Source organism: Ancylomarina euxina (genome assembly GCF_003863355.1).
GTDB lineage: Bacteria > Bacteroidota > Bacteroidia > Bacteroidales > Marinifilaceae > Ancylomarina > Ancylomarina euxinus.
This window is the reverse complement of sequence record NZ_QQWG01000002.1, coordinates 41,707-63,736: the sequence shown is the minus strand read 5'-3', so window position 1 is coordinate 63,736 and position 22,030 is coordinate 41,707. Positions and strand designations below refer to the sequence as shown.

The 22,030-nt window shown below is 34.7% G+C and carries 19 protein-coding genes; 15 read left to right on the top strand and 4 right to left on the bottom strand.

Features of this window, described 5'->3' with window-relative positions:
- Window positions 1-319 precede the first annotated feature (319 nt).
- On the top strand, window positions 320-3,040 hold the full coding sequence (ppdK, locus tag DWB61_RS02535) for a pyruvate, phosphate dikinase (protein WP_125029323.1): 2,721 nt from the start codon (window positions 320-322) through the stop codon (window positions 3,038-3,040).
- 569 nt (window positions 3,041-3,609) lie between these two features.
- Window positions 3,610-4,056, top strand: coding sequence for a YhcH/YjgK/YiaL family protein (locus DWB61_RS02525; protein WP_125029321.1), 447 nt, complete (start codon window positions 3,610-3,612; stop codon window positions 4,054-4,056).
- A gap of 66 nt (window positions 4,057-4,122) precedes the next feature.
- Here DWB61_RS02525 and DWB61_RS02520 read toward each other — a convergent pair whose 3' ends face one another.
- On the bottom strand, window positions 4,123-5,379 hold the full coding sequence (locus DWB61_RS02520; RefSeq protein ID WP_158614348.1) for an LVIVD repeat-containing protein: 1,257 nt from the start codon (window positions 5,377-5,379) through the stop codon (window positions 4,123-4,125).
- 111 nt (window positions 5,380-5,490) lie between these two features.
- Between DWB61_RS02520 and DWB61_RS02515 the strand changes: the two genes are divergently transcribed.
- Window positions 5,491-6,081, top strand: a complete 591-nt coding sequence (locus tag DWB61_RS02515) for a hypothetical protein (RefSeq protein WP_125029319.1) — start codon at window positions 5,491-5,493, stop codon at window positions 6,079-6,081.
- A gap of 4 nt (window positions 6,082-6,085) precedes the next feature.
- Here the strand turns inward: DWB61_RS02515 and DWB61_RS02510 are convergent, their stop codons facing one another.
- On the bottom strand, window positions 6,086-6,538 hold the full coding sequence (locus DWB61_RS02510; RefSeq protein ID WP_125029318.1) for a type I restriction enzyme HsdR N-terminal domain-containing protein: 453 nt from the start codon (window positions 6,536-6,538) through the stop codon (window positions 6,086-6,088).
- A gap of 80 nt (window positions 6,539-6,618) precedes the next feature.
- Between DWB61_RS02510 and DWB61_RS02505 the strand changes: the two genes are divergently transcribed.
- From DWB61_RS02505 to DWB61_RS02470, 8 genes are all read left to right on the top strand, one after another.
- Complete coding sequence (locus DWB61_RS02505; RefSeq protein ID WP_125029317.1) at window positions 6,619-7,389, top strand: AMP nucleosidase; 771 nt, start codon at window positions 6,619-6,621, stop codon at window positions 7,387-7,389.
- Between the two features lie 24 nt (window positions 7,390-7,413).
- Window positions 7,414-8,415: a DNA polymerase III subunit delta gene (holA, locus tag DWB61_RS02500; RefSeq protein WP_125029316.1), complete on the top strand. Its 1,002-nt coding sequence runs from the start codon at window positions 7,414-7,416 to the stop codon at window positions 8,413-8,415.
- Window positions 8,416-8,555: 140 nt separating this feature from the next.
- Window positions 8,556-9,239 carry a gliding motility-associated C-terminal domain-containing protein gene (locus DWB61_RS02495; RefSeq protein ID WP_125029315.1) on the top strand — a complete coding sequence of 228 codons (684 nt, stop codon included), beginning with the start codon at window positions 8,556-8,558 and terminating at the stop codon, window positions 9,237-9,239.
- Between the two features lie 70 nt (window positions 9,240-9,309).
- Window positions 9,310-10,275, top strand: coding sequence for a PorP/SprF family type IX secretion system membrane protein (locus DWB61_RS02490; protein WP_125029314.1), 966 nt, complete (start codon window positions 9,310-9,312; stop codon window positions 10,273-10,275).
- Window positions 10,276-10,371: 96 nt separating this feature from the next.
- Window positions 10,372-12,444, top strand: a complete 2,073-nt coding sequence (locus DWB61_RS02485) for an OmpA family protein (protein ID WP_125029313.1) — start codon at window positions 10,372-10,374, stop codon at window positions 12,442-12,444.
- A 61-nt stretch (window positions 12,445-12,505) separates the two neighbouring features.
- On the top strand, window positions 12,506-13,102 hold the full coding sequence (locus tag DWB61_RS02480; protein WP_125029312.1) for a rhomboid family intramembrane serine protease: 597 nt from the start codon (window positions 12,506-12,508) through the stop codon (window positions 13,100-13,102).
- Window positions 13,103-13,111: 9 nt separating this feature from the next.
- Window positions 13,112-13,609 (top strand): D-glycero-alpha-D-manno-heptose-1,7-bisphosphate 7-phosphatase, encoded by a 498-nt coding sequence (locus tag DWB61_RS02475; RefSeq protein ID WP_125029311.1) that lies wholly within the window; start codon window positions 13,112-13,114, stop codon window positions 13,607-13,609.
- Window positions 13,610-13,611: 2 nt separating this feature from the next.
- Entirely contained in the window at window positions 13,612-14,460 is an 849-nt protein-coding gene (locus DWB61_RS02470; RefSeq protein ID WP_125029310.1) for an aminotransferase class IV, read from the top strand.
- A 15-nt stretch (window positions 14,461-14,475) separates the two neighbouring features.
- On the opposite strand, the gene DWB61_RS02465 is transcribed toward DWB61_RS02470, so the two are convergent.
- The gene (locus DWB61_RS02465; RefSeq protein WP_156190245.1) at window positions 14,476-15,063 is read right to left on the bottom strand and encodes a YqgE/AlgH family protein; all 588 of its coding nucleotides are present in this window, start codon (window positions 15,061-15,063) and stop codon (window positions 14,476-14,478) included.
- Window positions 15,064-15,211: 148 nt separating this feature from the next.
- On the opposite strand from DWB61_RS02465, the gene DWB61_RS02460 reads away from it, so the two are divergent.
- Complete coding sequence (locus DWB61_RS02460) at window positions 15,212-17,146, top strand: Na+/H+ antiporter NhaC family protein (protein ID WP_125029308.1); 1,935 nt, start codon at window positions 15,212-15,214, stop codon at window positions 17,144-17,146.
- Between the two features lie 208 nt (window positions 17,147-17,354).
- On the opposite strand, the gene pruA is transcribed toward DWB61_RS02460, so the two are convergent.
- A complete protein-coding gene (pruA, locus tag DWB61_RS02455) occupies window positions 17,355-18,986 on the bottom strand; it encodes an L-glutamate gamma-semialdehyde dehydrogenase (RefSeq protein WP_125029307.1) in 1,632 nt (543 codons plus the stop codon).
- A 494-nt stretch (window positions 18,987-19,480) separates the two neighbouring features.
- Between pruA and DWB61_RS02450 the strand changes: the two genes are divergently transcribed.
- The 3 genes from DWB61_RS02450 to DWB61_RS02440 are packed head-to-tail and all read left to right on the top strand — an operon-like array spanning window position 19,481 to window position 21,980.
- On the top strand, window positions 19,481-20,206 hold the full coding sequence (locus DWB61_RS02450; protein ID WP_125029306.1) for a hypothetical protein: 726 nt from the start codon (window positions 19,481-19,483) through the stop codon (window positions 20,204-20,206).
- Window positions 20,203-21,261, top strand: a complete 1,059-nt coding sequence (locus tag DWB61_RS02445; RefSeq protein ID WP_125029305.1) for a sensor histidine kinase — start codon at window positions 20,203-20,205, stop codon at window positions 21,259-21,261. The genes DWB61_RS02450 and DWB61_RS02445 overlap by 4 nt, the downstream gene beginning before the upstream one ends.
- Window positions 21,258-21,980 carry a LytR/AlgR family response regulator transcription factor gene (locus DWB61_RS02440; RefSeq protein ID WP_125029304.1) on the top strand — a complete coding sequence of 241 codons (723 nt, stop codon included), beginning with the start codon at window positions 21,258-21,260 and terminating at the stop codon, window positions 21,978-21,980. The genes DWB61_RS02445 and DWB61_RS02440 overlap by 4 nt, the downstream gene beginning before the upstream one ends.
- The last annotated feature ends 50 nt before the right edge of the window (window positions 21,981-22,030 follow it).

Below are 22,030 nucleotides of genomic sequence, written 5' to 3'. Positions count from 1 at the left end.
TTTAACGATTAAACAGGTACAAAGCTGATCGATCGATCGGCTTTTTTCGTGTGTATGATGATGAAAAAAAGGAATTTAAAGCCCTGCAAACGTTTGAAAAAAGAAAGTCTAAATCATTTGAAAAAAGACAGTTAGATTGTCAGCTTATAGCTTTTATTTTAAAGAAAAGAACATTACTTTTGTGTACAATTTTCAAGTCCGACTACAAACAAAAAGCCTTGTAAATTTAAGATCTAGAATATTATAAGTTAATATATAATTGTTATTGAATGCTTTAGTTGAGAAAGCAGAATAACATTAAAACTAAAAAGCGATAATTATGAGTATGAAGTACGTTTATACTTTTGGTGACGGTAAGGCCGAAGGTAAAGCAGACATGAAGAATTTGCTTGGAGGTAAAGGTGCTAACCTTGCTGAAATGAACCTAATTGGTGTTCCTGTTCCTGCAGGTTTCACTATCACTACTGAAGTTTGTACTGATTACAACAATCTTGGAAAAGATGCTGTTGTAGCAATGATTAAAGAGCAAGTTGAAGCAGCTGTAAAAGCTACTGAAGAAGCTATGAACGCTAAATTTGATGCTAAGGATGGATCATTCCCATTGTTATTATCAGTTCGTTCTGGAGCTCGTGCTTCTATGCCAGGTATGATGAACACTGTTCTTAACCTTGGTATGAATGATGATACAGTAAAAATTATTGCTGAAAAATCAGGAAACGAAAAATTTGCTTACGATTCATATCGTCGTTTCATCCACATGTATGGTGACGTAGTTATGGGTGTTGAGGCTGAAGAAGGACATCATAACCCATTCGAGGTTGTTCTTGACGAATTAAAAGCAGCTAAAGGATACAAGGTTGATACTGAACTAACTGTTGAAGACCTTAAGAATCTTGTTGAAGGTTACAAAGCAGTTGTACGCGAGCACGCTGGTGTTGACTTCCCTACTAACCCTTGGGATCAACTTTGGGGTTCTGTATGTGCTGTATTCGATTCTTGGAATACTGAGCGTGCAATCCTTTACCGTCGTATGGAAAACATTCCATCTGAGTGGGGTACTGCTGTAAACGTACAAGCTATGGTTTATGGTAACATGGGTGATACTTCTGCTACAGGAGTTTGTTTCTCTCGTGATGCTGCTACTGGCGAAGACCAATTCAACGGTGAGTATTTGATCAACGCACAAGGTGAAGATGTTGTGTCTGGTGTTCGTACTCCTCTTGAAATTACAACTATTGGTTCACTTCGTTGGGCTGAGCGTAACGGTACTTCTGAAGAAGTTCGTAAAGCTGAATTCCTTTCTATGGAAGAGGCTATGCCAGAATTATACAACGAATTGAATACAATTCAACAAAAACTTGAAGATCACTATTCAGATATGCAAGATATGGAGTTCACCATTCAGGATGGTAAGCTTTGGATGTTGCAAACTCGTTCTGGTAAGCGTACTGGTGCAGCTATGGTAAAAATGGCTGTTGATATGTTAGAGCAAGGTATGATTGATGAGAAAACTGCAATCTTACGTCAAGAGCCTAACAAATTGGATGAGTTACTTCACCCAGTATTCGAGCAATCTGCAATTGATTCTGCTGTTGAACTTTCTAAAGGTCTTCCAGCTTCTCCAGGTGCTGCTACAGGACAAATCGTATTCTCTGCAACTGCTGCTGAAGAATGGGCTGCTGAAGGTAAAAAAGTAATTTTAGTACGTCGCGAGACTTCTCCAGAAGACTTGAAAGGTATGTATGCTGCTGAAGGTATTTTGACTGAGCGTGGTGGTATGACTTCTCACGCTGCTGTAGTTGCTCGTGGTATGGGTAAATGTTGTATTTCTTCTGCTGCTGGAGTTCTAGTAACAGGAAAATCAATGACTATCAATGGTGTTGCTTATAACGAAGGTGATTTTATCTCATTGAACGGTACTACTGGTAAAGTTTACGAAGGTAAAGTTGCTACAATCACTCCTTCATTAGATGGTGATTTTGGTAAATTGATGGATCTTGCAGAGAACAACACTCGTATGTACGTTCGTACAAACGCTGATACGCCTGCTGATGCTCAAACTGCTCGTGATTTCGGTGCTAAAGGTATTGGTCTATGTCGTACAGAGCACATGTTCTTCGAAGGCGATAAGATCTGGAAGATGCGTGAAATGATTCTTGCTGAAAATGTTGAAGGACGTAAGGCTGCTTTAGCTAAATTACTTCCTGTTCAGAGAGAAGATTTCTCTGGAATTCTTGAAGCTATGGACGGTTTTGGTGTAACTATTCGTTTACTGGATCCACCATTGCACGAGTTTACTCCTAACGATGATGCTTCTCAAATTGAGATGGCTGAAAAATTAGGTATCGATGTATCTATCGTTAAAGCTAAAGTTGAGTCTCTTCACGAGTTTAACCCAATGCTGGGTCACCGTGGTTGTCGTCTAGGTAATACTTACCCAGAGATTACAGAGATGCAAGCTCGTGCTATTATCGAAGCTGCTTGTGATCTTAAAGCTAAAGGTCTTTCTCCTAAGCCAGAGATTATGGTTCCATTAATCGGAACTTTAAAAGAATTCAAAATGCAGGAAGAGATCATCAGAGAAACTGCTGCTGCAGTATTCGCTGAGAAAGGTATCGAAGTTGATTTCTTAGTAGGTACTATGATTGAGATTCCTCGTGCTGCTCTTACAGCTGATCAAATTGCTGAATATGCAGAATTCTTCTCTTTCGGAACAAATGACTTGACTCAAATGGGATTCGGTTATTCTCGTGACGATGCGGGTAAATTCTTACCTATCTATATTGAAAAAGGTATCCTTAAGCATGATCCTTTCCAAGTATTAGATCAAGAAGGTATCGGTCAATTGGTACGTATGGGTTGTGAAAAAGGAAAATCTACTCGTCCTGATATCAAATTAGGTATCTGTGGTGAGCACGGTGGTGAGCCATCTTCAGTTGAGTTCTGTAACTCAGTTGGTATGGATTACGTTTCTTGTTCTCCTTTCCGTGTGCCAATCGCACGTTTAGCTGCTGCTCAAGCTAACTTGAAGCAAAACTAAGAGAATTACATTCTCAATATATAGAAAGGCTGTCCCTCGGGGCAGCCTTTTGTATTTAAGAGGTTTTTTACAGGTCCTAAATTCCTCACAGCTTATCGAGAAGGCATAACTTATTTTTAGTATATTCTATCAGGAACTGACACGCTTTTACTAATACTTAAACAAATAACATAAGCGAAACTATTGTTCTAATAAATTTAAATAGTTTAAGATAAATATGTAATTTTATATTTAAATGAAAAGTCAACCTCTTAAATGAGAAACTTAAAACTAACTTTTAAAATATAAGATCATGGCAAAGTCTCAAGACGCAAAAAAGAGCGAGAAAAAAGAGCCTCTTAAAACTGCAAAAGAAAAAAAGGCGGAAAAAAGAGAGAAAAAAGCTAAAAAGGCATAATTTTTTTCTTTAAAAAAAGCTAATACTCTTGCCTATGAAAATACAATGGCAATAAATAGGAATAAATAGGGCTGCCCAAATGGGCAGCCTTATTTCATTAGAATAAATTTGATAAGTTTGGCGGCGAAAGCTATAAAATAACAAACACTCTTCTTTTCAATAAAAATGTAAAATGATAATAGATAAAATTGAAAACTTAAATATTTATAAAAATTTAAGTGACAGACTGGCTAAAGGAATTGAATACATTAACAATTCAGATTTTTCTAAAATAGATTTGGGGACTTATCAAATTGAAGGTGATGATGTTTTTGCAATGGTTCAGGAATACAACACCAGAAAAATTGAAGATTGCAAACTAGAGGGCCACAGCAAATACATCGATATTCAATATCTTATTGCTGGAGAAGAACATATTGGGCTTACATCTAAGACTAATCAAGAACTTGAAGTGAGAAATGACGAGGGCGATTATGCTTTCTACAAAGGCGATTCAACTTTGTTTAAATTCGATCAAGCTGTTTTTGGTATCTTTTTCCCAGATGATCTACACATGCCGTGTGTCGGGCTTAACCAAATCTCAAAAGTTCGAAAAGTGGTGGTGAAAGTGCGCATTTAATCTTCAAATTTCAATTCATATTACAAAACGGATTACTGATATTATAATCAGTAATCCGTTTTGTTTTTAAAGTTCTATTGTGCTTAATAATTCGATATTTTCAATGTCACTGTAATCATATTGAAAGAGGCCATCGCTACCAATACAAATAAGCAAATCGCCAAGTGGAATCACGTCGAAAGCACTAATATCGGGATATAGAGCCAAAACATGTTGAGTAATTGTTAAGGGGTCATCTGCGTCAAATATTTTTAAACCTGCACTTCCATCACAAACAAAAAGAATGGAATTGTCTATTCCTAAACCATAAGGTTCTGTCATTTGATAGGATTTTATTTGCTTTGGTAAATTTATATCAGTGAGATCGACCACATCCAACACATTTTGATTCTGACCACAAGTATTACCAGAACGAATTGTAACATAGGCAGTATTATTCTCCACCACTACTGGATCGCAACCTCTAAAATGATTATAATTGCTGATAAACTCAGGCGAGTATGGTGAGCTAAGATCATAGATATTCATTCCATTTTGACCACCAATAAAGAGTCGATTTTCACTAATAAAAAGGGTCTCCATCATCCACCCTACATAGAAATCACCACTGTGAGTCATTGAATTTACATCACTAATATCATAAACAGTAAGCTGATATTCATTTTTCAAGACATACAAGGCATCATTGTTTAATATGAATCGAGCCATTGATCCAGCAGTACCCGTTGTACTGTTACTGATTCCCGGACTTTTGGAAGCGTTGGAAACGTTTACTCCATCATAACAGGGGTAGAATTCATCTGGTTGCTCCACTTCAATGGTTACACGCTTGGTTTCCCAGCCAATTATAACCCCTTTTGTTTCATCTATATTATCGTATCGAAGCGTATTTCCGGTTGGAGGCAGCATATAGCCCATGTAATTATTGAATCGCTGTCGTTCTTTTATATCACTTAAATCCTTAATATCCAGAACAACTAAATCGGTATAGCTATCAACATAAAGAGAATGACCTTTTATAGCGATATCAACATTTCCCGGAACATTAAGAAAAGATAAATTGACTGGATTTCTGGGATCACTATTATCAATAATATGAATTCCTTTTAGATATTCGTTGACAAAAATGTAGTTGTCTTTAAAATAGATCTTACCAGGTGATTCAAATTCACGTGAACCTTCTGTTTTCACAGAAGATCTTAAATCTTCATAACTGAGATATATCGGTGAGTTAACGTGATATTTCTCTTCAAGCTTATCTTCACAAGATGCAAATGTGATTGAAATAAGCATTAAAAAACTTAGCTTAATTATGTTGTTCATGATATAAAGCATTTATGATTTGTAAGTATGATGCAGAGTTTAAAAAAAGGTTGCGTTTAAGACGCAACCTTTTCATTATCATCCCATCTTTAGAAAAAACAAATAACTATTATGGGAAATAGATTTTTAAAAACACAGATATTAATGGCTTGTATATTTATCGCAACGACAAGTCTGGGGCAGGAAAGTCAAAATACAAAAACAAGTCCCTCTCCAATTAAAAACCTCTTACAGACTGGGGTTATTTTAGGGAGTAGTAACAACCAAAATAAAGCACCATTTTCCATAATGTATAGTTTTTCATACCAACTTAGAAATCAATTTTCGGTGGGATTGGGATTAGGATACGAAAGCTTTAAGGAAGCACAGATGCCCGTTTTTATAAGATTAGAACATCCAATCAAACACGGCGATGTTGACATTTTTGCATTTACCAATATGGGATATAGCTTTAGTCTGGAAAATAGAGAGGCTCACAACTATCAGTACTCCAATCTTGATTTCGATTCAAAAGGAGGCTGGCTCATCAATCCTGGTATGGGAATCAAATTTCCCATAGGACCTTCAAGCAAGTTGCTCCTTTCTGTAGGTTATCGTTATCAAAAAATTAAACACAAAGCCTACAATACTTATACTTTAGACAATGAAATACACTACGACAGCTACAATCGCATCTCCTTGCATCTGGGATTAGAATTTTAGACAGCTATATTAATGTTTTGTAATCAGGAATTTCGGGAATAAACTCAAAGCTGCTTTTATCGTAATCGATACGACAACAGTAGTGGTTTAGACCATTAGTTACAACCAGGTAAGGCACCTGTAACTTCATATTATAACGAGCAATCTGATTAAATGTGTCTTGTGATATTTTCACACTCGAGGCTTTGCATTCCACGATCATAACAGGAATAGCCTTATTATTATACAAGACAATATCACTGCGCTGAGGCATACGATTGACATCAACCTTTTTTTCAACAGCAATCAAACCTTTCGGGTAATTCTTCGTTTCAACCAAATAAGAAATAAAATTTTGTCTCACCCACTCTTCAGCAGTTAATACAACATACTTCTTTCTAATACTGTCAAAAATTAGCTTTCTTTGTCCTTCGAATTTTATATTAAAATTATAGCTAGGTAGATTTAGCTTTTCCATATTTTAGTTATATTGATAAAGCAAAGATAAACAGATTTAATTAGCAGCACACTAAAGCTGAGAAGCAAATTAATTAGCGCATGAAGACAAAAGAAGAAATTGTAAAGAACTGGCTAACCCGCTATACAGGGCGTTCACTTGAAGATTTTGATAACTATATTCTTTTAACCAACTTCAATAGCTATCTTGATATTTTTGCCGAAAAATACAATGTTTCAATTGTTGGCGAAGACAAGGCTATGCCAAATGTGTCAGCAGACGGTATAACCATGATAAATTTTGGAATGGGTAGTCCTAATGCCGCAACTATAATGGATCTACTCAGTGCCATTAAACCCAAAGGTGTCTTATTTTTGGGCAAGTGTGGTGGGCTGAAGAAAAAAAATAAACTTGGAGATTTGATTCTACCAATTGCAGCTATCAGAAGTGAGGGTACATCTAATGACTACTTACCACCCGAAATACCCGCATTACCAGCATTCGGTCTACAAAGAGCCGTATCGCAGGTTATTGCAGATAAAAATATTAAATATTGGACAGGAACCGTTTTCACGACCAACAAGAGAGTTTGGGAATTTGACGAGCGCTTTAAAAAGTATCTGGCTAAAACCCGTGCTATGGCAATTGATATGGAAACTGCAACCATATTTACAGTTGGTTTTTTTAACGAAATTCCATCAGGAGCTGTCCTTTTAGTTTCTGATCAACCTATGATTTCCACAGGAGTAAAAACTGAAAGTAGCGACGCCATTGTTACGGACCGTTATGTGAATCGGCATATCCAAGCAGGAATCGATGCTCTAAAAGAGGTTATGCACAATAAAGAATCAGTTAAACATCTAAGATTCTAGAAAAAAACCATTCAAAAGAATTACATGACATTCGAAGAAATATACAGCAGTATTAAAAAACAGGAATATGCCCCCATTTATTTTTTAATGGGTGAAGAGAGTTTTTATATTGATAAAATCACTGATTACATCCTAGATAATGCTCTTGCAGAAGCTGAACGTGACTTTAATCAAACCATCTTTTATGGGAAAGATGCCGATATGGCAAACATTATGGATACAGCTCGACGTTTTCCAATGATGTCTACACGACAACTTGTTGTTGTAAAAGAAGCCCAACAGCTAAAAAATATTGAGTTGTTGGATTCATATGTTAAGAATCCGCTCAAGTCAACCATATTAGTCATTAATTACAAATACAAATCTTTAGACAAAAGAAAAGCATTTACTAAAAATGTGGCTCAGCATGGGATTTTATTCGAATCTAAAAAGATATACGAAAACCAGTTGCCCGATTGGATATCAAAATATACAAGTAGCTTAAAACTCAAAATTGATACAAAAGCTAGCATTCTACTTTCGGAATTTCTAGGTAATGATTTAAGTAAAATTTCAAACGAGCTAGATAAATTAAGCATTAATATACCGCAAGGAAACTCCATTACGGCTGACGATATCGAGAAAAACATTGGTATTTCAAAAGACTTTAACAACTTCGAATTACAAAATGCATTGGGCAAAAAAGATGTTGTAAAAGCAAATCAAATCATAAATTACTTCTCAACTAATGAGAAAAACAATCCGATTTACGTCACAATTGCTCTACTTCACTCCTATTTTTCAAAAATTTTAAAATTCCATTTCTTAAAAAATAAGACTAATGATAAAATTATAGCTTCTGCTCTTGGCATCAATCCATTCTTTGTAAAAGATTATAAATCAGCAGCAAGACTATACAACCCAAAGAAACTTGTTTCAATTATAAACCACTTGAGGGAATACGATTTAAAATCAAAAGGCTTTGGAAATGTTAGTTCAAAGAATGGAGATCTTCTAAAGGAATTAATATTCAAAACACTTCATTAGCAATTTCTAAACAAATCTATTATCTTTAAAATTATATTTCGTTTACTCTAATAGGATTATTTCATGGCGAATAGAACATATTATTAGTATTTTAGTGTAAAATAATCTTTCGCCCATCATCAAAGAATTTGTATTTAACTATGAAATCAATTTTTACTCTTTCTTTTCTACTTATTATATTATTTGGACCAAACATAAGCTTGGGCCAAGATGGCGCACCCCCTGTAGCAAAGAATGATTCTGTTTCTATAAATAACAAAACACTTGTTGATGAAGTTAATTATATCGAAATAGTATTCCTTGAAAATGACATTTATTCGTCTTCAACTTTAGATTTCTCTCAAACAAAAATTCTTCGTCAAAACGATAAAGCAGGAAAAGCTTATCTGATTGAAAATAATTCATTAATAGTATATTACCCATATGAAGATAGTTTTGGTGTCGATACCATATTCTACGAAATTTGCAATAATAGAAGTCAATGTAGTCAGGCTTATATTTTAGTGAATGTTAAGAATCCTAATGAGGTAGATCTACTCATTCCTAACGCTTTTTCTCCTAATGGTGATAATATCAATGACAAATTCTTCATTAAAGGTATTGAGAACTATCCTGTTAATGAATTCATTGTTTTTTCGAGATGGGGTTCTAAAGTCTTCGATAAAAGTAATTATACGAATGATGATGCTTGGGACGGAAGCTATAGTAAAACAGGTGTTAAATTAGGCCCTGGAGACAAACTACCTCCTGGAACATATTTCTTCAAACTTATCATTAAGGATAAAAAGTACCTTAAGAGTGGTTATATCGTCATAAAGAAATAGGTCTATCTTTTTCAGATTGCTATAATACCTCTATGTTTTCAACTAACAATCTACTCAAGATTTTAACTGAATGCTTAAACAGCGAAATATCATCCACATTTTTATATTGACGACATTGATCTGTCTTTTTTCTTTTTGCAAGAAATTATCAGCCCAGGAAAACATCCTCTTTTCAAGTTATAATCACAATAAACTATTTATAAATCCAGCATATTCTGGCAGTAATCCTTATATGGAAATAGCAATGGGTTACCATAAACAATGGACTGGTATAGAAGGCGCACCCAAATCGGCAATCCTATCTGCTCATGCTCCACTAAACAATAGTCAGGTTGGTTTAGGAGCCATTCTATACAGCAATAAAATTGGGATATTAAATGAAACTGGATTCTTTGCAAACTACGCCTACAAAATTAATCTGCCAAAGGATCGAATATTCTCTTTCGGATTTCAGGCAGGTCTTGTTAACAAAGAAGTTCGTTGGTCAGAAATTACAACCTATGATCCTAATTTTAATGGAGACGACCCTAGTATTCCTAATATGAATGTGAGCAGTATTGCACCCAATTTTGGCTTAGGGGCCTATTACTTTACACCTAAATTTCATATTGGATTCTCTGCACCACGTCTGTTACAAAATGTCTATCCTCATGAAAAAGGATTGGGCAAGGCTATTAATTTTGAATTCAATGACATCTACTTTTATTTAAATTCCGGTGTTCTGATAAATATCAATTCCGAAATTCAGGCTGCCCCTTCAATGCTACTTTTTTCATCCCTTAATTCAACAACTAACTACAGTTTCAATCTTAATCTTAGTCATATAAACGGTATTTCTGCTGGAGGAAGTTTTCGGTCTGAGAAGTATTGGTCAATCAATATGGGCTATGAATTCGACTCTAAAATAGGGATTTCCTACTCCTTTGAAAATAGTCTCGACAAACTAAAAAGAGGAGATCATACAAGCCATGAGATTTTTATAAATTATAAGATTTCTACGAAGAAAAGTAGCTATACATCACCTAGATTTTTCTAAAGTTGTGTATTTTGCATGCTGTACAGTTTCAAAACATGTTTCAATCAGGTGATTAGAATTTAAACCGTCAAGTATAATTGACTAGATATATAAACTATGTATAAAAAATTGCTAACAACAATTTTTGTTGCCCTTATATTTTTCTTAACTCAAACTGCTGTTTACGCGCAGAACAAAGACTTAGAGAAAGGTCAACGATTCTTTACGAACAAAGAGTATAAACTTGCTATCCCACTCCTGAAGAAATATTCTCTAAGTCATAAGGATAAAATAGTCAAAAGAAACCTATTCATTTGTTATTTAGAAACTCAACAAGATGATGAGGCTTTGAAACTCGTGAAAAGAATCATTAATAGTCCTGAGGCAGAAGCTATAGACTATCTTAATTATGCCAATTTATTAAAAAAGTTACATAACTACCCAGAAGCAAAAGAGTGGTATATCAAATACAGTAAACTTAATCCAACAGATAAAATTGCACAACAGCATATTCAGGCCTTAAATATTATTAATGAAATCACAGATGACACTTTATATATTGCAAAGCCTTTAAATGTGAATACATCACAAACTGATTATGCAACTTCTTTTTATAAAGACGGTTTAATTTTAGTTTCTGGTCGATCAAATAAATATTCAAAACAAATAAATAAAGACACTAAAGATCACTACTTCAACCTATATTTTTCAAAAAAAACTGGAACAACCTACTCTATTCCTAAGTTATTATCCGAGGAGCTAAGTTCAAAATATCACGAAGGATCTGCCTGCTTTTCTTCGAATGAAAAATTCATTTATTTTTCCAGAAATAAAGGAATTGTTGACTTAAATGGGCAAGCGCGATTACATATCTATATGTCCCGTTTTAATAATGGGAAATGGGATAAGCCCGAGATATTTTTACATGCTAGCGATGATTATTCGACCGGACATCCTTCCATCTCAAAAGATGGTAAACTTTTGTTCTTCATTTCAAATATGCCTGGAGGATATGGTGGAACTGATATTTATTATTGTAGAAAAAAAGGCTTCTCTTGGGGGCCACCAATCAATTTAGGTCCTAGTATTAATACATCGAGTAACGAGATGTTTCCTTACATCGGTGAAGATGAGAACCTATACTTCGCATCGAGTGGACACATTGGATTTGGAGGCCTTGATATATTCAAGTCTAGTTTTGAACAGAACCATTGGAATTACCCAGTAAACATGGGATACCCATTTAATTCAGATAAAGATGATTTCGCTTACATATTCAATCAAAAGAAAAAAATGGGCTATTTCTCATCCAATAGAAATAATAGTGATGATATCTTTGAGTTCGAAAGTAACCCCACAAAACTGAAAATTCTTAACGGTCAAATATCAAAACTTAGACCCAAAGAACCTATAGACAGTGTCACAGTGTTTCTTGCGGACAAGAATCTTATTATAGATAAGACGTATACAGCTCCCTCAGGAAACTTTAGTTTCAATATTTTCCAGGATAAAAAATACAGCTTGATTATTCAAAAATATGGTTTTAAAACGAAACGTGTTTTGTATTTCCCTCAAGATTTAGTTAAGAACAGAAACCTCAAAATCAGATTAGAAGAATCTCCTTGGGCCAATATAAAAGCCTTTGTTAAAAATCAATTTTCTTCAAAACCTATTGAAGATGCTAAAATTGAAGTCGTTAATAAAACATTCAAACTATCAACATATTACAGTACAGACTCTAATGGAAATTTCTCTTTGGATATAGATACCGGAAATTATTATGATTTAATCGTTTCAAAATCTGGGTATTTTACAACAGTCCTTACCAACTACATGTACGATGAAATTCAATCTATCGATCTGATTAAAACTAAAGGAAATCAAACAATCGAATTAGAAACATCTACTTTTCCAAATCAAGGATGGTTATTAAGCGAAATAACAAAGGGAGAATTAAATAATGTGATAGAAATCTTAAATCATAACCCTGATGTTCTTATAGAGCTTAGAGCGAGTACTAAAGTTGATAATGGTAACAAAAAGAATAAAGAACTTTGTTTAAAAAGAGCAAATGAAGCTATGAATTATCTAATTACTCAAGGAATTACTGCGAATCGAATCAAAGTTTATCCAATTGGGTTTAATACAAGAAGTGCTTCAATTGTTGTCAAACTCGTTGAATCATTCTAGATCATCAATAAACTTATATCATAGCTATATTATATGTAGCTGTCACAACTAACAGTAAATCATGACCATATTAATCATAGCTATTACGGTAATTATTTCAATTACCGCCTTTAACAAAACCGAATTACTATACAAATACCAGTTCAATGCCTACCAGATAATGAAGCGTGGCCAATGGTATAGAATTCTTAGTCATGCTTTTCTTCATGCCAATTGGAATCACTTATTAGTGAATATGATTGTTCTATTCTTCTTTGGAGAAGCTCTTGAGAATTACTTCAATCACTATTTAGGATCCTGTACTTTCTATTTTATTGCACTCTATATTAGCAGTATTGTTTTCTCCAGCCTTTACGACCTAAAAAGATATGCAAATAACTACAATTACAATGCATTAGGTGCTTCAGGAGCCACATCCGCTATCGTGTTTGCTACCATCTTTTTTGATCCTTGGCAATTGTTATATTTCTTCTTTGTCATTCCTATTCCAGGCATTGTATTTGGGGTTTTATACCTAGCCTACTCTTATTATATGAACAAAAAACAGATTGACAATATCGGACATAGCTCTCACTTTTATGGTGCTCTTTTCGGTTTTCTGTTTCCTATTCTTATAAAACCAGAATTATTCTCTATATTTTTGCAGAAGTTATTTTAAACTTTCAATATGCAAAAAGCTATTTTTCTTGATCGCGATGGTGTCATCAATTCCGATGTAGGACATTACTATATTTACCGAATTCACGATTTCATCATCAATAAGGGTATCATAGATTCACTTAAATGCTTTCAAGAAGCAGGTTATAAACTTTTTATCGTAAGTAACCAGGGAGGGGTAGCCAAAGGCATCTATTCATGTGAAGATGTAGATAAAGTTCATGATTATCTCAAATCTCAGTTAAAAGAAAATGGAATCTTTTTGCAAGAGATCTATTACTGTCCACATCACGAAAGTGTAGCTAGTTGTGAATGCAGAAAACCGAGTCCTTACATGATTAATCAGGCAATTGAGAAGTATAATATCGACATTAAGACTTCGTATCTAATTGGAGATAGTAAACGTGATATTGAGGCTGCTGAAGCTGCGGGAATAAGAGGTATAAAAATTGAAGCAAATGAAGATATTTCTATCTATTGCGATAAAATTCTAAAGGGAGAAATCTAGCTATGAACTCACATCAACTTTCTTATAACGGTGAATTTTATTCAGAAGACACAGCTCTATTCACTGCTGACAACAGAGCTTTTCGGTATGGAGATTCATTATTTGAAACCATACACTGCAATGGAACTCAGATCCAATTCTTCTATGAACATATGGAACGAATACAACTGGGGATGAGCCAGTTGCAAATGGAGATTCCTAGTAATTTTTCTGAGACAATTGGGAAGAATATTAAAAGTTTAATAACAAAGAACAAATCATTTTTGGGAACTCGAATTCGATTAAGTGTTTTTCGTAATTCTGGAGGACTATACACGCCTAACACCAACCGAATTTCCTATTTAATAGAAAGTTCTAAACTAGAAGAGCCTAAGTATTTCTTAAATAAAAAAGGACTTAAAATTGGACTGTTCGATACATATAAGAAAACATCAAATTCATTATCTGGATTTAAAACAGGCAATTCATTACCTTTTATTTTAGCAGGCTTACACAAAAGTGAGATGAAATGGGATGATTGTTTATTGATAAACGAGAGACAAAATCTAGTAGAAAGTGTAAGTTCAAATCTTTTCGTTGTAAAAGATGATATTTTATTTACCCCATCTCTTGAAAGTGGAGCTGTAAATGGTATCATGAGAGAGCAAATTATTCAGATTGCTCTAGATTTAGGCATCACAGTTTACGACGACTGCATTATGAAACCTGAACAGTTAATGGAAGCTGATGAAATCTTCCTTACCAATGCAATACTTGGGATACGTTGGGTTGTTGCCTATGAAGAAAGACGCTACTTTAATAGAAGTGCAAAAGTTTTAATGGAAGAATTAAATAAAAGAGCTTTTCTATAAAAGCTCTCTATTCTATTAATTCATATTTTGATCTTTAGGAAAATTAGCCCAGAGCTTATAATTCCCACCCAATTGATTTAAAGCATCTTGCCAAATATCACTATTCTCAGACATTATCTCCTCCGCTTTTAGCGAACTTACAAGCCACGAATTCTCCTTGATTTCTTCTTCAAGTTGACCAGCACTCCAACCCGAATAGCCTGCAAAAAAACGAATTTGATGAACTTTCAATCTTTTCGAGACTATCAGTTCTTTTAAAATGGCAAAATCGCCTCCCCAATATAAGTTATCGAGAACCTGAAAAGAATTCGGTATTAGATGAGGAACAGTATGCAAATAATATATTTGATTATTTTGTACAGGACCTCCAACAAAGACTTCGCTTTCGAAAACATCCAAATCGGTCAAAAGTTCATTAATATTTAGATGAATGGGTTTATTTAAAACAAAACCCAATGCTCCATTATTTGAAAATTCTGTCAATAAAACGACAGATCGTTTAAAATAACGACCTTCTAAAAAAGGTTCAGCAATTAAGATTCTACCTTTTTCAGGTTTTATATCATTCGATTCAAACCGAAATATGTCATGCAATTCATCCACACCTATTAATTTTATGAACTCAAAGTAATCAAATTCATTTAGGAATCAAAAAAGATCCATGCTCCAATCTAGAAAACTTCAAAAATCTTAAATTGATGCTGATTATAATGCTTATATTTAAAGGGTAAACCTAAATACTAAGTCCCCTATGAACCCTATATTTAAAAAGGCTTTCCTTCCTCTTATCATTCTAATATTAAGTTTCAATTTCAATAGTTTTGCAGATAATTCTAACAATTTTTCGGTTGAATACCCCCAAATTATAATCGCTAAGGTTAGCCATACAATTAAAATAAAAGCTAATGCAGATTTACTAAACCAAATAAAAACAGATTCTAGTCATATTCTCATTAATGGGATCAATATGCCATATGAAATAGAGGAATCAGACCTAATAGTAAATTACAAATTCAGGCATAAGGAAATTGTCAAAATTCAAATCGGGGAGTTAATTCAATCAACGGAAATAAATCCTATCCCACTTTGGCTTTCTATTTTCCCTCCCCTCATCGCTATTCTGATGGCTCTCTCTTTCAAGGAGGTTTTCTCAGCGCTATTTGTCGGCTTGTTTTCTGGCACTCTCATTATATATTCCTACAAAGGGTCCTCTATTTTCATCGCCTTTTTTAAAGCTATCTTCGCTATATCCGATACCTATATTATCAACTCGGTGAACGATTCAGGGCATATATCCATCATCGTATTCTCCATGCTTATTGGCTCAATGGTCACCCTGATTTCAAAAAACGGGGGCATGCAAGGTATTGTCAATATTCTATCTCGCTATGCCAATACGGCTAAATCAGGTCAGCTTGTAACCTGGTTCTTGGGGGTTCTTATCTTTTTTGATGATTACGCCAATACGCTTGTGGTGGGAAATACTATGCGTCCCGTAACCGACAGACTGAAGGTATCTAGAGAAAAATTGGCTTATATTGTTGACTCGACCGCTGCTCCTGTAGCTTCAGTTGCGATGATAACCACCTGGATTGGGATTGAACTGAGCTATATCCAATCAGCGACTGTTCAAATTGGTGTAACTGAAAGTCCATACAACATTTTCCTGAACTCTTTACCAAGTCGCTTCTATCCTTTTTTCACACTGGCTTTTATGCTCTTCCTTATTTATAAAGGAAAAGATTTTGGACCAATGCTCAAGGCTGAAAAATTGGCAAGACAAAATCATTTAACGAAACAAGATCCAAATATTCAAAAACCCAATGGTGATAATGAATTGGAAATGGCAGCCAATGTTACTCCAAGGTGGTACAATGCGGGTATCCCTATACTAATTGTCATATTGGGAACACTTGGTGGCTTATTATACACTGGATGGGATGCCGCTATGTGGGCAGATACCTCATTGGGTTTTAGTAAAAAACTCGCGAATGTGATTGGAGCATCCGATTCATACCAAGCACTACTGTGGTCATCGCTTTCAGCTGTTCTAGCTGCTGTGGCTTTAAGTATTGGACAAAGAATTCTGAGTCTGCAGGAAACAACAGAAAGTTTGCTTACTGGATTTAAAACCATGCTAACCGCCATACTCATATTGGTTCTGGCATGGGCTTTGGCTGATATCACCAAAGATTTACATACGGCCGATTTTATATCGAATGCCCTTATTTCTATTAATGTGGCTCCCCAGATTCTGCCGGCATTAACCTTTATTCTTTCAGCACTAATTGCTTTCTCAACAGGCTCATCGTGGGGAACGATGGCTATTCTATATCCGCTTATTTTACCTGCTTCCTGGTATTTAAGCCATAGTGCCGGAATGAGCGACGAAGCTTCAATGAATATCTTCTATATCGTTGTTTCAGCCATTCTTGCAGGCTCAGTTCTCGGCGATCATTGCTCCCCGATATCCGATACAACCATACTAAGTTCACTAGCTAGTTCCTGTAATCATATCGAGCACGTCAGAACCCAGTTACCCTATGCCTTAACCGTTGGTTCTATTTCCATTTTTATTGGGCTTATTCCAGCTGCATATGGTGTTTCCTATTGGATTATATTCCCAGTCGGTTTAATCAGTCTTTATTCAATTGTCCATTTCTTTGGGAAGAAAGTAGAAGAGTAGATAATGTGCTGTTTGAGGATTAATTGATATGATGATTTTAAACCGGACAGTTTTACTTTTTCACTCTTTTCACTAAACAGGTATTGACTGAAAAATTGCTTTTTGAGCCTTCACCTAAACAGGCATGAGATAAATACCCTTTCTATTAAATAAAAAACGATCGAAGCAAAAGCTCCGATCGTTTTTATATCTAACAATTAATTTGTTCCTAGTCTTCTAAGAAGTTTGGATACATATAATCTGTAGCTGACACAAAAGTTTCCTTAATTGTACGAGGAGAAACCCAACGCAATAGGTTAATCATAGAACCGGCCTTATCGTTAGTTCCAGAACCTCTACCACCACCGAATGGCTGCTGACCAACAACAGCACCAGTTGGCTTGTCGTTAATATAGAAGTTACCTGCAGTATGAGTTAAACGCTTCACTAATTTCTCAATTGCATAACGGCAGTCTGCAAAGATAGCACCAGTAAGTGCATACATTGAACCTTTGTCCAGAATATCAAGAGTCTCATCAACCTGATCATCTTCGTATACATAAATTGTAAGAATAGGACCAAATAGCTCTTCTTCCATTGTGATATAATCATGCTTAAGCGCTCTGATAATAGTTGGAGCGACAAAATAACCTACAGACTTATCGTAAGTACCACCAGCTACAACTTCAGCATCCGGAGAAGCCTTAGCCTCATCAATAGCAGAAGCCAGCTTATTGAAAGAAGCCTCATCAATCACAGCATTTACGAAGTTTGTGAAGTCTTCAGTTCCACCCATCTTAATTTTCTTCAAATCTTCGTGAACAAAGGCCATCACCTCGTCATACTTGCTTGCAGGAATAAAAGCACGAGATGCAGCCGAACATTTTTGTCCTTGATATTCGAAAGCCCCACGAGTAATAGCTGTTGCTACTTCTTTTGCAGGAGCAGTTGGGTGCATAAAGATATAGTCCTTACCTCCTGTCTCACCTACGATACGAGGGTACGATTTGAATTTATGAATATTGTCACCAATGTTCTTCCAGATATCCTGAAATACACCTGTTGATCCTGTAAAGTGAATACCAGCAAAATCAGGAGAAGAGAACAAGACTTCAGAAGCAGCAGGACCTGATACATAAACCAAGTTGATAACTCCAGCAGGAACTCCAGCTTTAATGAAAACCTCCATCAAAACCTGAGCCGAATAAACTGCTGTTTTTGATGGTTTCCAAACAATACAGTTCCCCATCATTGCAGGAGCTGTAGGTAAGTTACCAGCAATTGCAGTAAAGTTGAAAGGAGTCAATGCGAATACAAATCCCTCTAATGGACGTTGCTCAACACGATTCCAAATTCCTTTTGACGATATCGGCTGTTGCTTATAGATATCGGTCATATATTGTACATTGAAACGCAAGAAATCAGCAATTTCGCAAGCAGAATCAATCTCAGCTTGGTATGCATTTTTCGACTGTCCCAACATGGTTGCAGCATTCAATTTTTGACGGTAAGGACCTGAAATCAATTCAGCAGCTTTCAAGAAAATAGAAGCACGATGCTCCCAAGCCATAGCTTCCCAAGCTGGTTTAGCAGCCAAAGCAGCATCAATTGCCATTTGAATATGCTTTTTCTCACCTTGGTGATAATGTCCTAATACATGCTGATGATCATGAGGAGGAGTCATCGCAAATAAATTACCTGTGCGAACCTCTTCGCCACCGATATACATAGGGACATCGATTTCGCGAGAGCGCATATCTTTTAAGGTTGCTTGTAATTCTGCTCTTTCAGGAGAACCTGGAGCATAAGACAAAATTGGCTCATTAGTTACGGCGGGAATGTTGTATATACCTTTTGGCATGATAATGTTATTTAAGGGTTATTGTCAATTTTTTTTCACTCTGAACAAATGTAAAAAATTTGGGATGTGATTAATATGAGTTATGTCATGATTGATCCTAAAGCATAGATGTATTTCACACCAAATTTCAGTTCAATACGAAAAGAGCATGTCTGCTTAATAATTAAAAAGTCAAGGATGGGTTTCCGATTTCGGATCAGAAGTTAATTTATTTTCGTGAGAGCAAGAAATATTTCTTTGAATCCTCAAAACGACGACTCCGACATCATTTCACTAATTACTTTACAATATCAATTCATAATGACTAAATTTGAGATCCTAGGTTCCCTTTAATATTCAATTTATTGAAATCGATCATTATTTAGTTTCCACCGAAAAGAAACATAGATTCATCGAAATAAATTTATACTAAAAAGGATATTCTCTTATTTTGAAAATAGATCCTGAAAATCTCCATGGAAATCAAAATCTATTTTCACTAAAACAAATTGACTATGAAAACAATTAAAATACTCAAATTAAATTCTCTTGTTCTTATTATCCTAATCGTAACACAATCTTGTGTTGTGAGTTCATTAAATCCATTGTATACAAATACAGATCAAATTCATTTGGATGAACTAAATGGAGTTTGGGAAGGCGATGAGAAGGATCAATATATCATAAGAACCATAGTTGATTCCTCAGATTATAAACTAAAAGGGAATCTAGATATGAGAAGCAGTTTTGGATCTGACGAAATTGACCATGATAAAATAAAGAAAACTATTAAAGATTTAGAGGACAAGTTGGATATGAAAGTTGAGTTTCCTAAAATGAATAAGCACTATGAGATTACTATGATTACAGAAAAAGATACCAGTGTATTTGACGGAAATCTTTCAAACTTACAAGGACACTACTTTCTGGATTTAATCCCTAACGATAACTTTGTAGAAGAAAAAATTTCCAAAAGTTTTATTTCAGGTATGATGATAAGAACACATGGCTTTTTCAAGTTAGTTTTAAAAGATGATGAATTAATAGTGAATACAATAGAGAACGATGATTTTGAAGATTTAATAGAAAACAAGCGAGTTCGCATTGAACATGTTGAACGTGACAATAAAGTAATCATTACCGCAAAAACAGAGGATATCCAAAAGTTTCTTATAAAGTTTGCAGATACCGAAATATTTAATGATCCTAATGAGGCATTAATCTTGAAAAGAATAAAATGATTAATCAAATTAAAAATAACGGACGTAATTTAATTCAGAACAGGTTGGTGCAACATCTCCTGTTTTGGATGTTTTCATTTTATACTCTGGTGCATTTTTTTGCTTTACAGGAAGATATTTCCAAGATTGATGTGGTTTATACAGCCTTATTCCATATCAGCTTGGTATTTGGAGTATATGCAAATGTATTGCTACTAATTCCGTATTTGTTAAAGCTAGAAAAATATAGTTTATATATAATTGCCATTATTGGAACATGGTTAGCAATAGCCTATACTAATCAATTTACATTTACCCATCTGAGCGATTGGTTGACTCCCGACTATTTGTTTATATCGGTTTATGATATTAAAGATTTATTAAAATTTAGTTTCGTTTACCTCTTTATTATAACACTTCTGAAATTGTCAAAATCATGGTTTACTGTGCTTGAAACTCAGAAAGAGTTGGAAATTGTGAAACGTGAACAAGTTGAAAGTGAATTAAGTGCCTTAAAATCAAATATCAACCCACACTTTCTTTTCAATAACCTGAATTCACTATATGCCTTGTCTCGAAAGAATGCCAAAGAAACACCAGATTATATACTCAAGCTATCAGAATTGATGCGTTATATGATTTATGAAACTCAAGATAAATTGGTATTCCTAGAAAAGGAGATCAACTATATCACGAATTACCTTGATTTACAAAAACTAAGATGCCAATCGGATACATTCATTCATTATAAAATAGAAGGAAAAATAAATTCACAGCAAATTGCACCTTTTCTGCTGATTCCCTTTATTGAAAATTGTTTTAAGCATGGCGGAATGAATCAATCAGATTCGAACTTCATTGATCTGGAGATCCAAATTGAATCTGATCGTATCCATATGAATCTGAATAACAGTATTCCCACCAAACCCAATAAACAAATCGTTAATGAAGGTGGTTTCGGAATTGAGAATGTAAAAAAACGCTTAAACTCGCTCTATCAAAACAAGCATGAATTGAGCCTGGAATTAAAACAGGAACTATTCAAAGTTGAATTAAACCTGAATCTCAAAAGATGACTAATACAAACCCAGAATATATCAATTGTCTTATCGTCGAAGATGAACCTCTTTCTCAGGAAATACTCGAATCCTATATCGATAATTGTCCCGAATTAAAACTTTGTAGCACTTGCAAAGATGCCATTCAAGCAAATGCCATTCTGCACAATGAATCGATTGATCTCATCTTTCTTGATATCAATATGCCAATACTAAATGGTATTGAATGGCTGAAGAGTTTGGATCAAGGGTTCGAAGTGATATTCACAACAGCCTATTCTGAACACGCTGTTGAAGGCTTCAACTTAAATGCACTGGACTATCTTTTAAAACCCTTTTCCTTTGATCGCTTTCTAAAGGCTGTTAACAAGTTTATGGTTTTGAAAAAGAATCAAGAGATAAATCAATCAGTTACATCAAAAACCATATGGGTAAAATCAAATAAGAAATCCTATCCTATAAAACTTTCGGAGCTCGCTTATATAGAATCTGATGGCGATTACCTTAAATTATATATGGATGAAAAGCCTATTATCATTCACGAAACCTTAAAGCATTTCATCTCGAAACTACCCAATACGGTATTCATGAAAATACACCGCTCATTTGTAATCAATATCACTAAAGTCGAGTATCTTGAAGGGAACCAAGTCTCTCTGGCATCCAAAATGATTCCTCTTGCAGCCTCTTACCGTGAAGAATTCTATAAGGCTATAGAAAAGAATGAACAAGTTTAGCCATCCATAAGTTTGAGAAGAAAATAGTTTTGATTTAATTTGATTATTAT

Coding starts and splice junctions, on each gene's coding strand:
- ppdK (WP_125029323.1), top strand. CDS start 320: ATGAGTATGAAGTACGTTTATACTTTTGGTGACGGTAAGGCCGAAGGT.
- DWB61_RS02490 (WP_125029314.1), top strand. CDS start 9,310: ATGCTTAAACAGCGAAATATCATCCACATTTTTATATTGACGACATTG.
- DWB61_RS02480 (WP_125029312.1), top strand. CDS start 12,506: ATGACCATATTAATCATAGCTATTACGGTAATTATTTCAATTACCGCC.
- DWB61_RS02460 (WP_125029308.1), top strand. CDS start 15,212: ATGAACCCTATATTTAAAAAGGCTTTCCTTCCTCTTATCATTCTAATA.
- DWB61_RS02450 (WP_125029306.1), top strand. CDS start 19,481: ATGAAAACAATTAAAATACTCAAATTAAATTCTCTTGTTCTTATTATC.
- DWB61_RS02510 (WP_125029318.1), bottom strand. CDS start 6,538: ATGGAAAAGCTAAATCTACCTAGCTATAATTTTAATATAAAATTCGAA.
- DWB61_RS02505 (WP_125029317.1), top strand. CDS start 6,619: ATGAAGACAAAAGAAGAAATTGTAAAGAACTGGCTAACCCGCTATACA.
- holA (WP_125029316.1), top strand. CDS start 7,414: ATGACATTCGAAGAAATATACAGCAGTATTAAAAAACAGGAATATGCC.
- DWB61_RS02485 (WP_125029313.1), top strand. CDS start 10,372: ATGTATAAAAAATTGCTAACAACAATTTTTGTTGCCCTTATATTTTTC.
- DWB61_RS02475 (WP_125029311.1), top strand. CDS start 13,112: ATGCAAAAAGCTATTTTTCTTGATCGCGATGGTGTCATCAATTCCGAT.
- DWB61_RS02470 (WP_125029310.1), top strand. CDS start 13,612: ATGAACTCACATCAACTTTCTTATAACGGTGAATTTTATTCAGAAGAC.
- DWB61_RS02525 (WP_125029321.1), top strand. CDS start 3,610: ATGATAATAGATAAAATTGAAAACTTAAATATTTATAAAAATTTAAGT.
- DWB61_RS02495 (WP_125029315.1), top strand. CDS start 8,556: ATGAAATCAATTTTTACTCTTTCTTTTCTACTTATTATATTATTTGGA.
- DWB61_RS02515 (WP_125029319.1), top strand. CDS start 5,491: ATGGGAAATAGATTTTTAAAAACACAGATATTAATGGCTTGTATATTT.
- DWB61_RS02440 (WP_125029304.1), top strand. CDS start 21,258: ATGACTAATACAAACCCAGAATATATCAATTGTCTTATCGTCGAAGAT.
- DWB61_RS02520 (WP_158614348.1), bottom strand. CDS start 5,379: ATGAACAACATAATTAAGCTAAGTTTTTTAATGCTTATTTCAATCACA.
- DWB61_RS02445 (WP_125029305.1), top strand. CDS start 20,203: ATGATTAATCAAATTAAAAATAACGGACGTAATTTAATTCAGAACAGG.
- pruA (WP_125029307.1), bottom strand. CDS start 18,986: ATGCCAAAAGGTATATACAACATTCCCGCCGTAACTAATGAGCCAATT.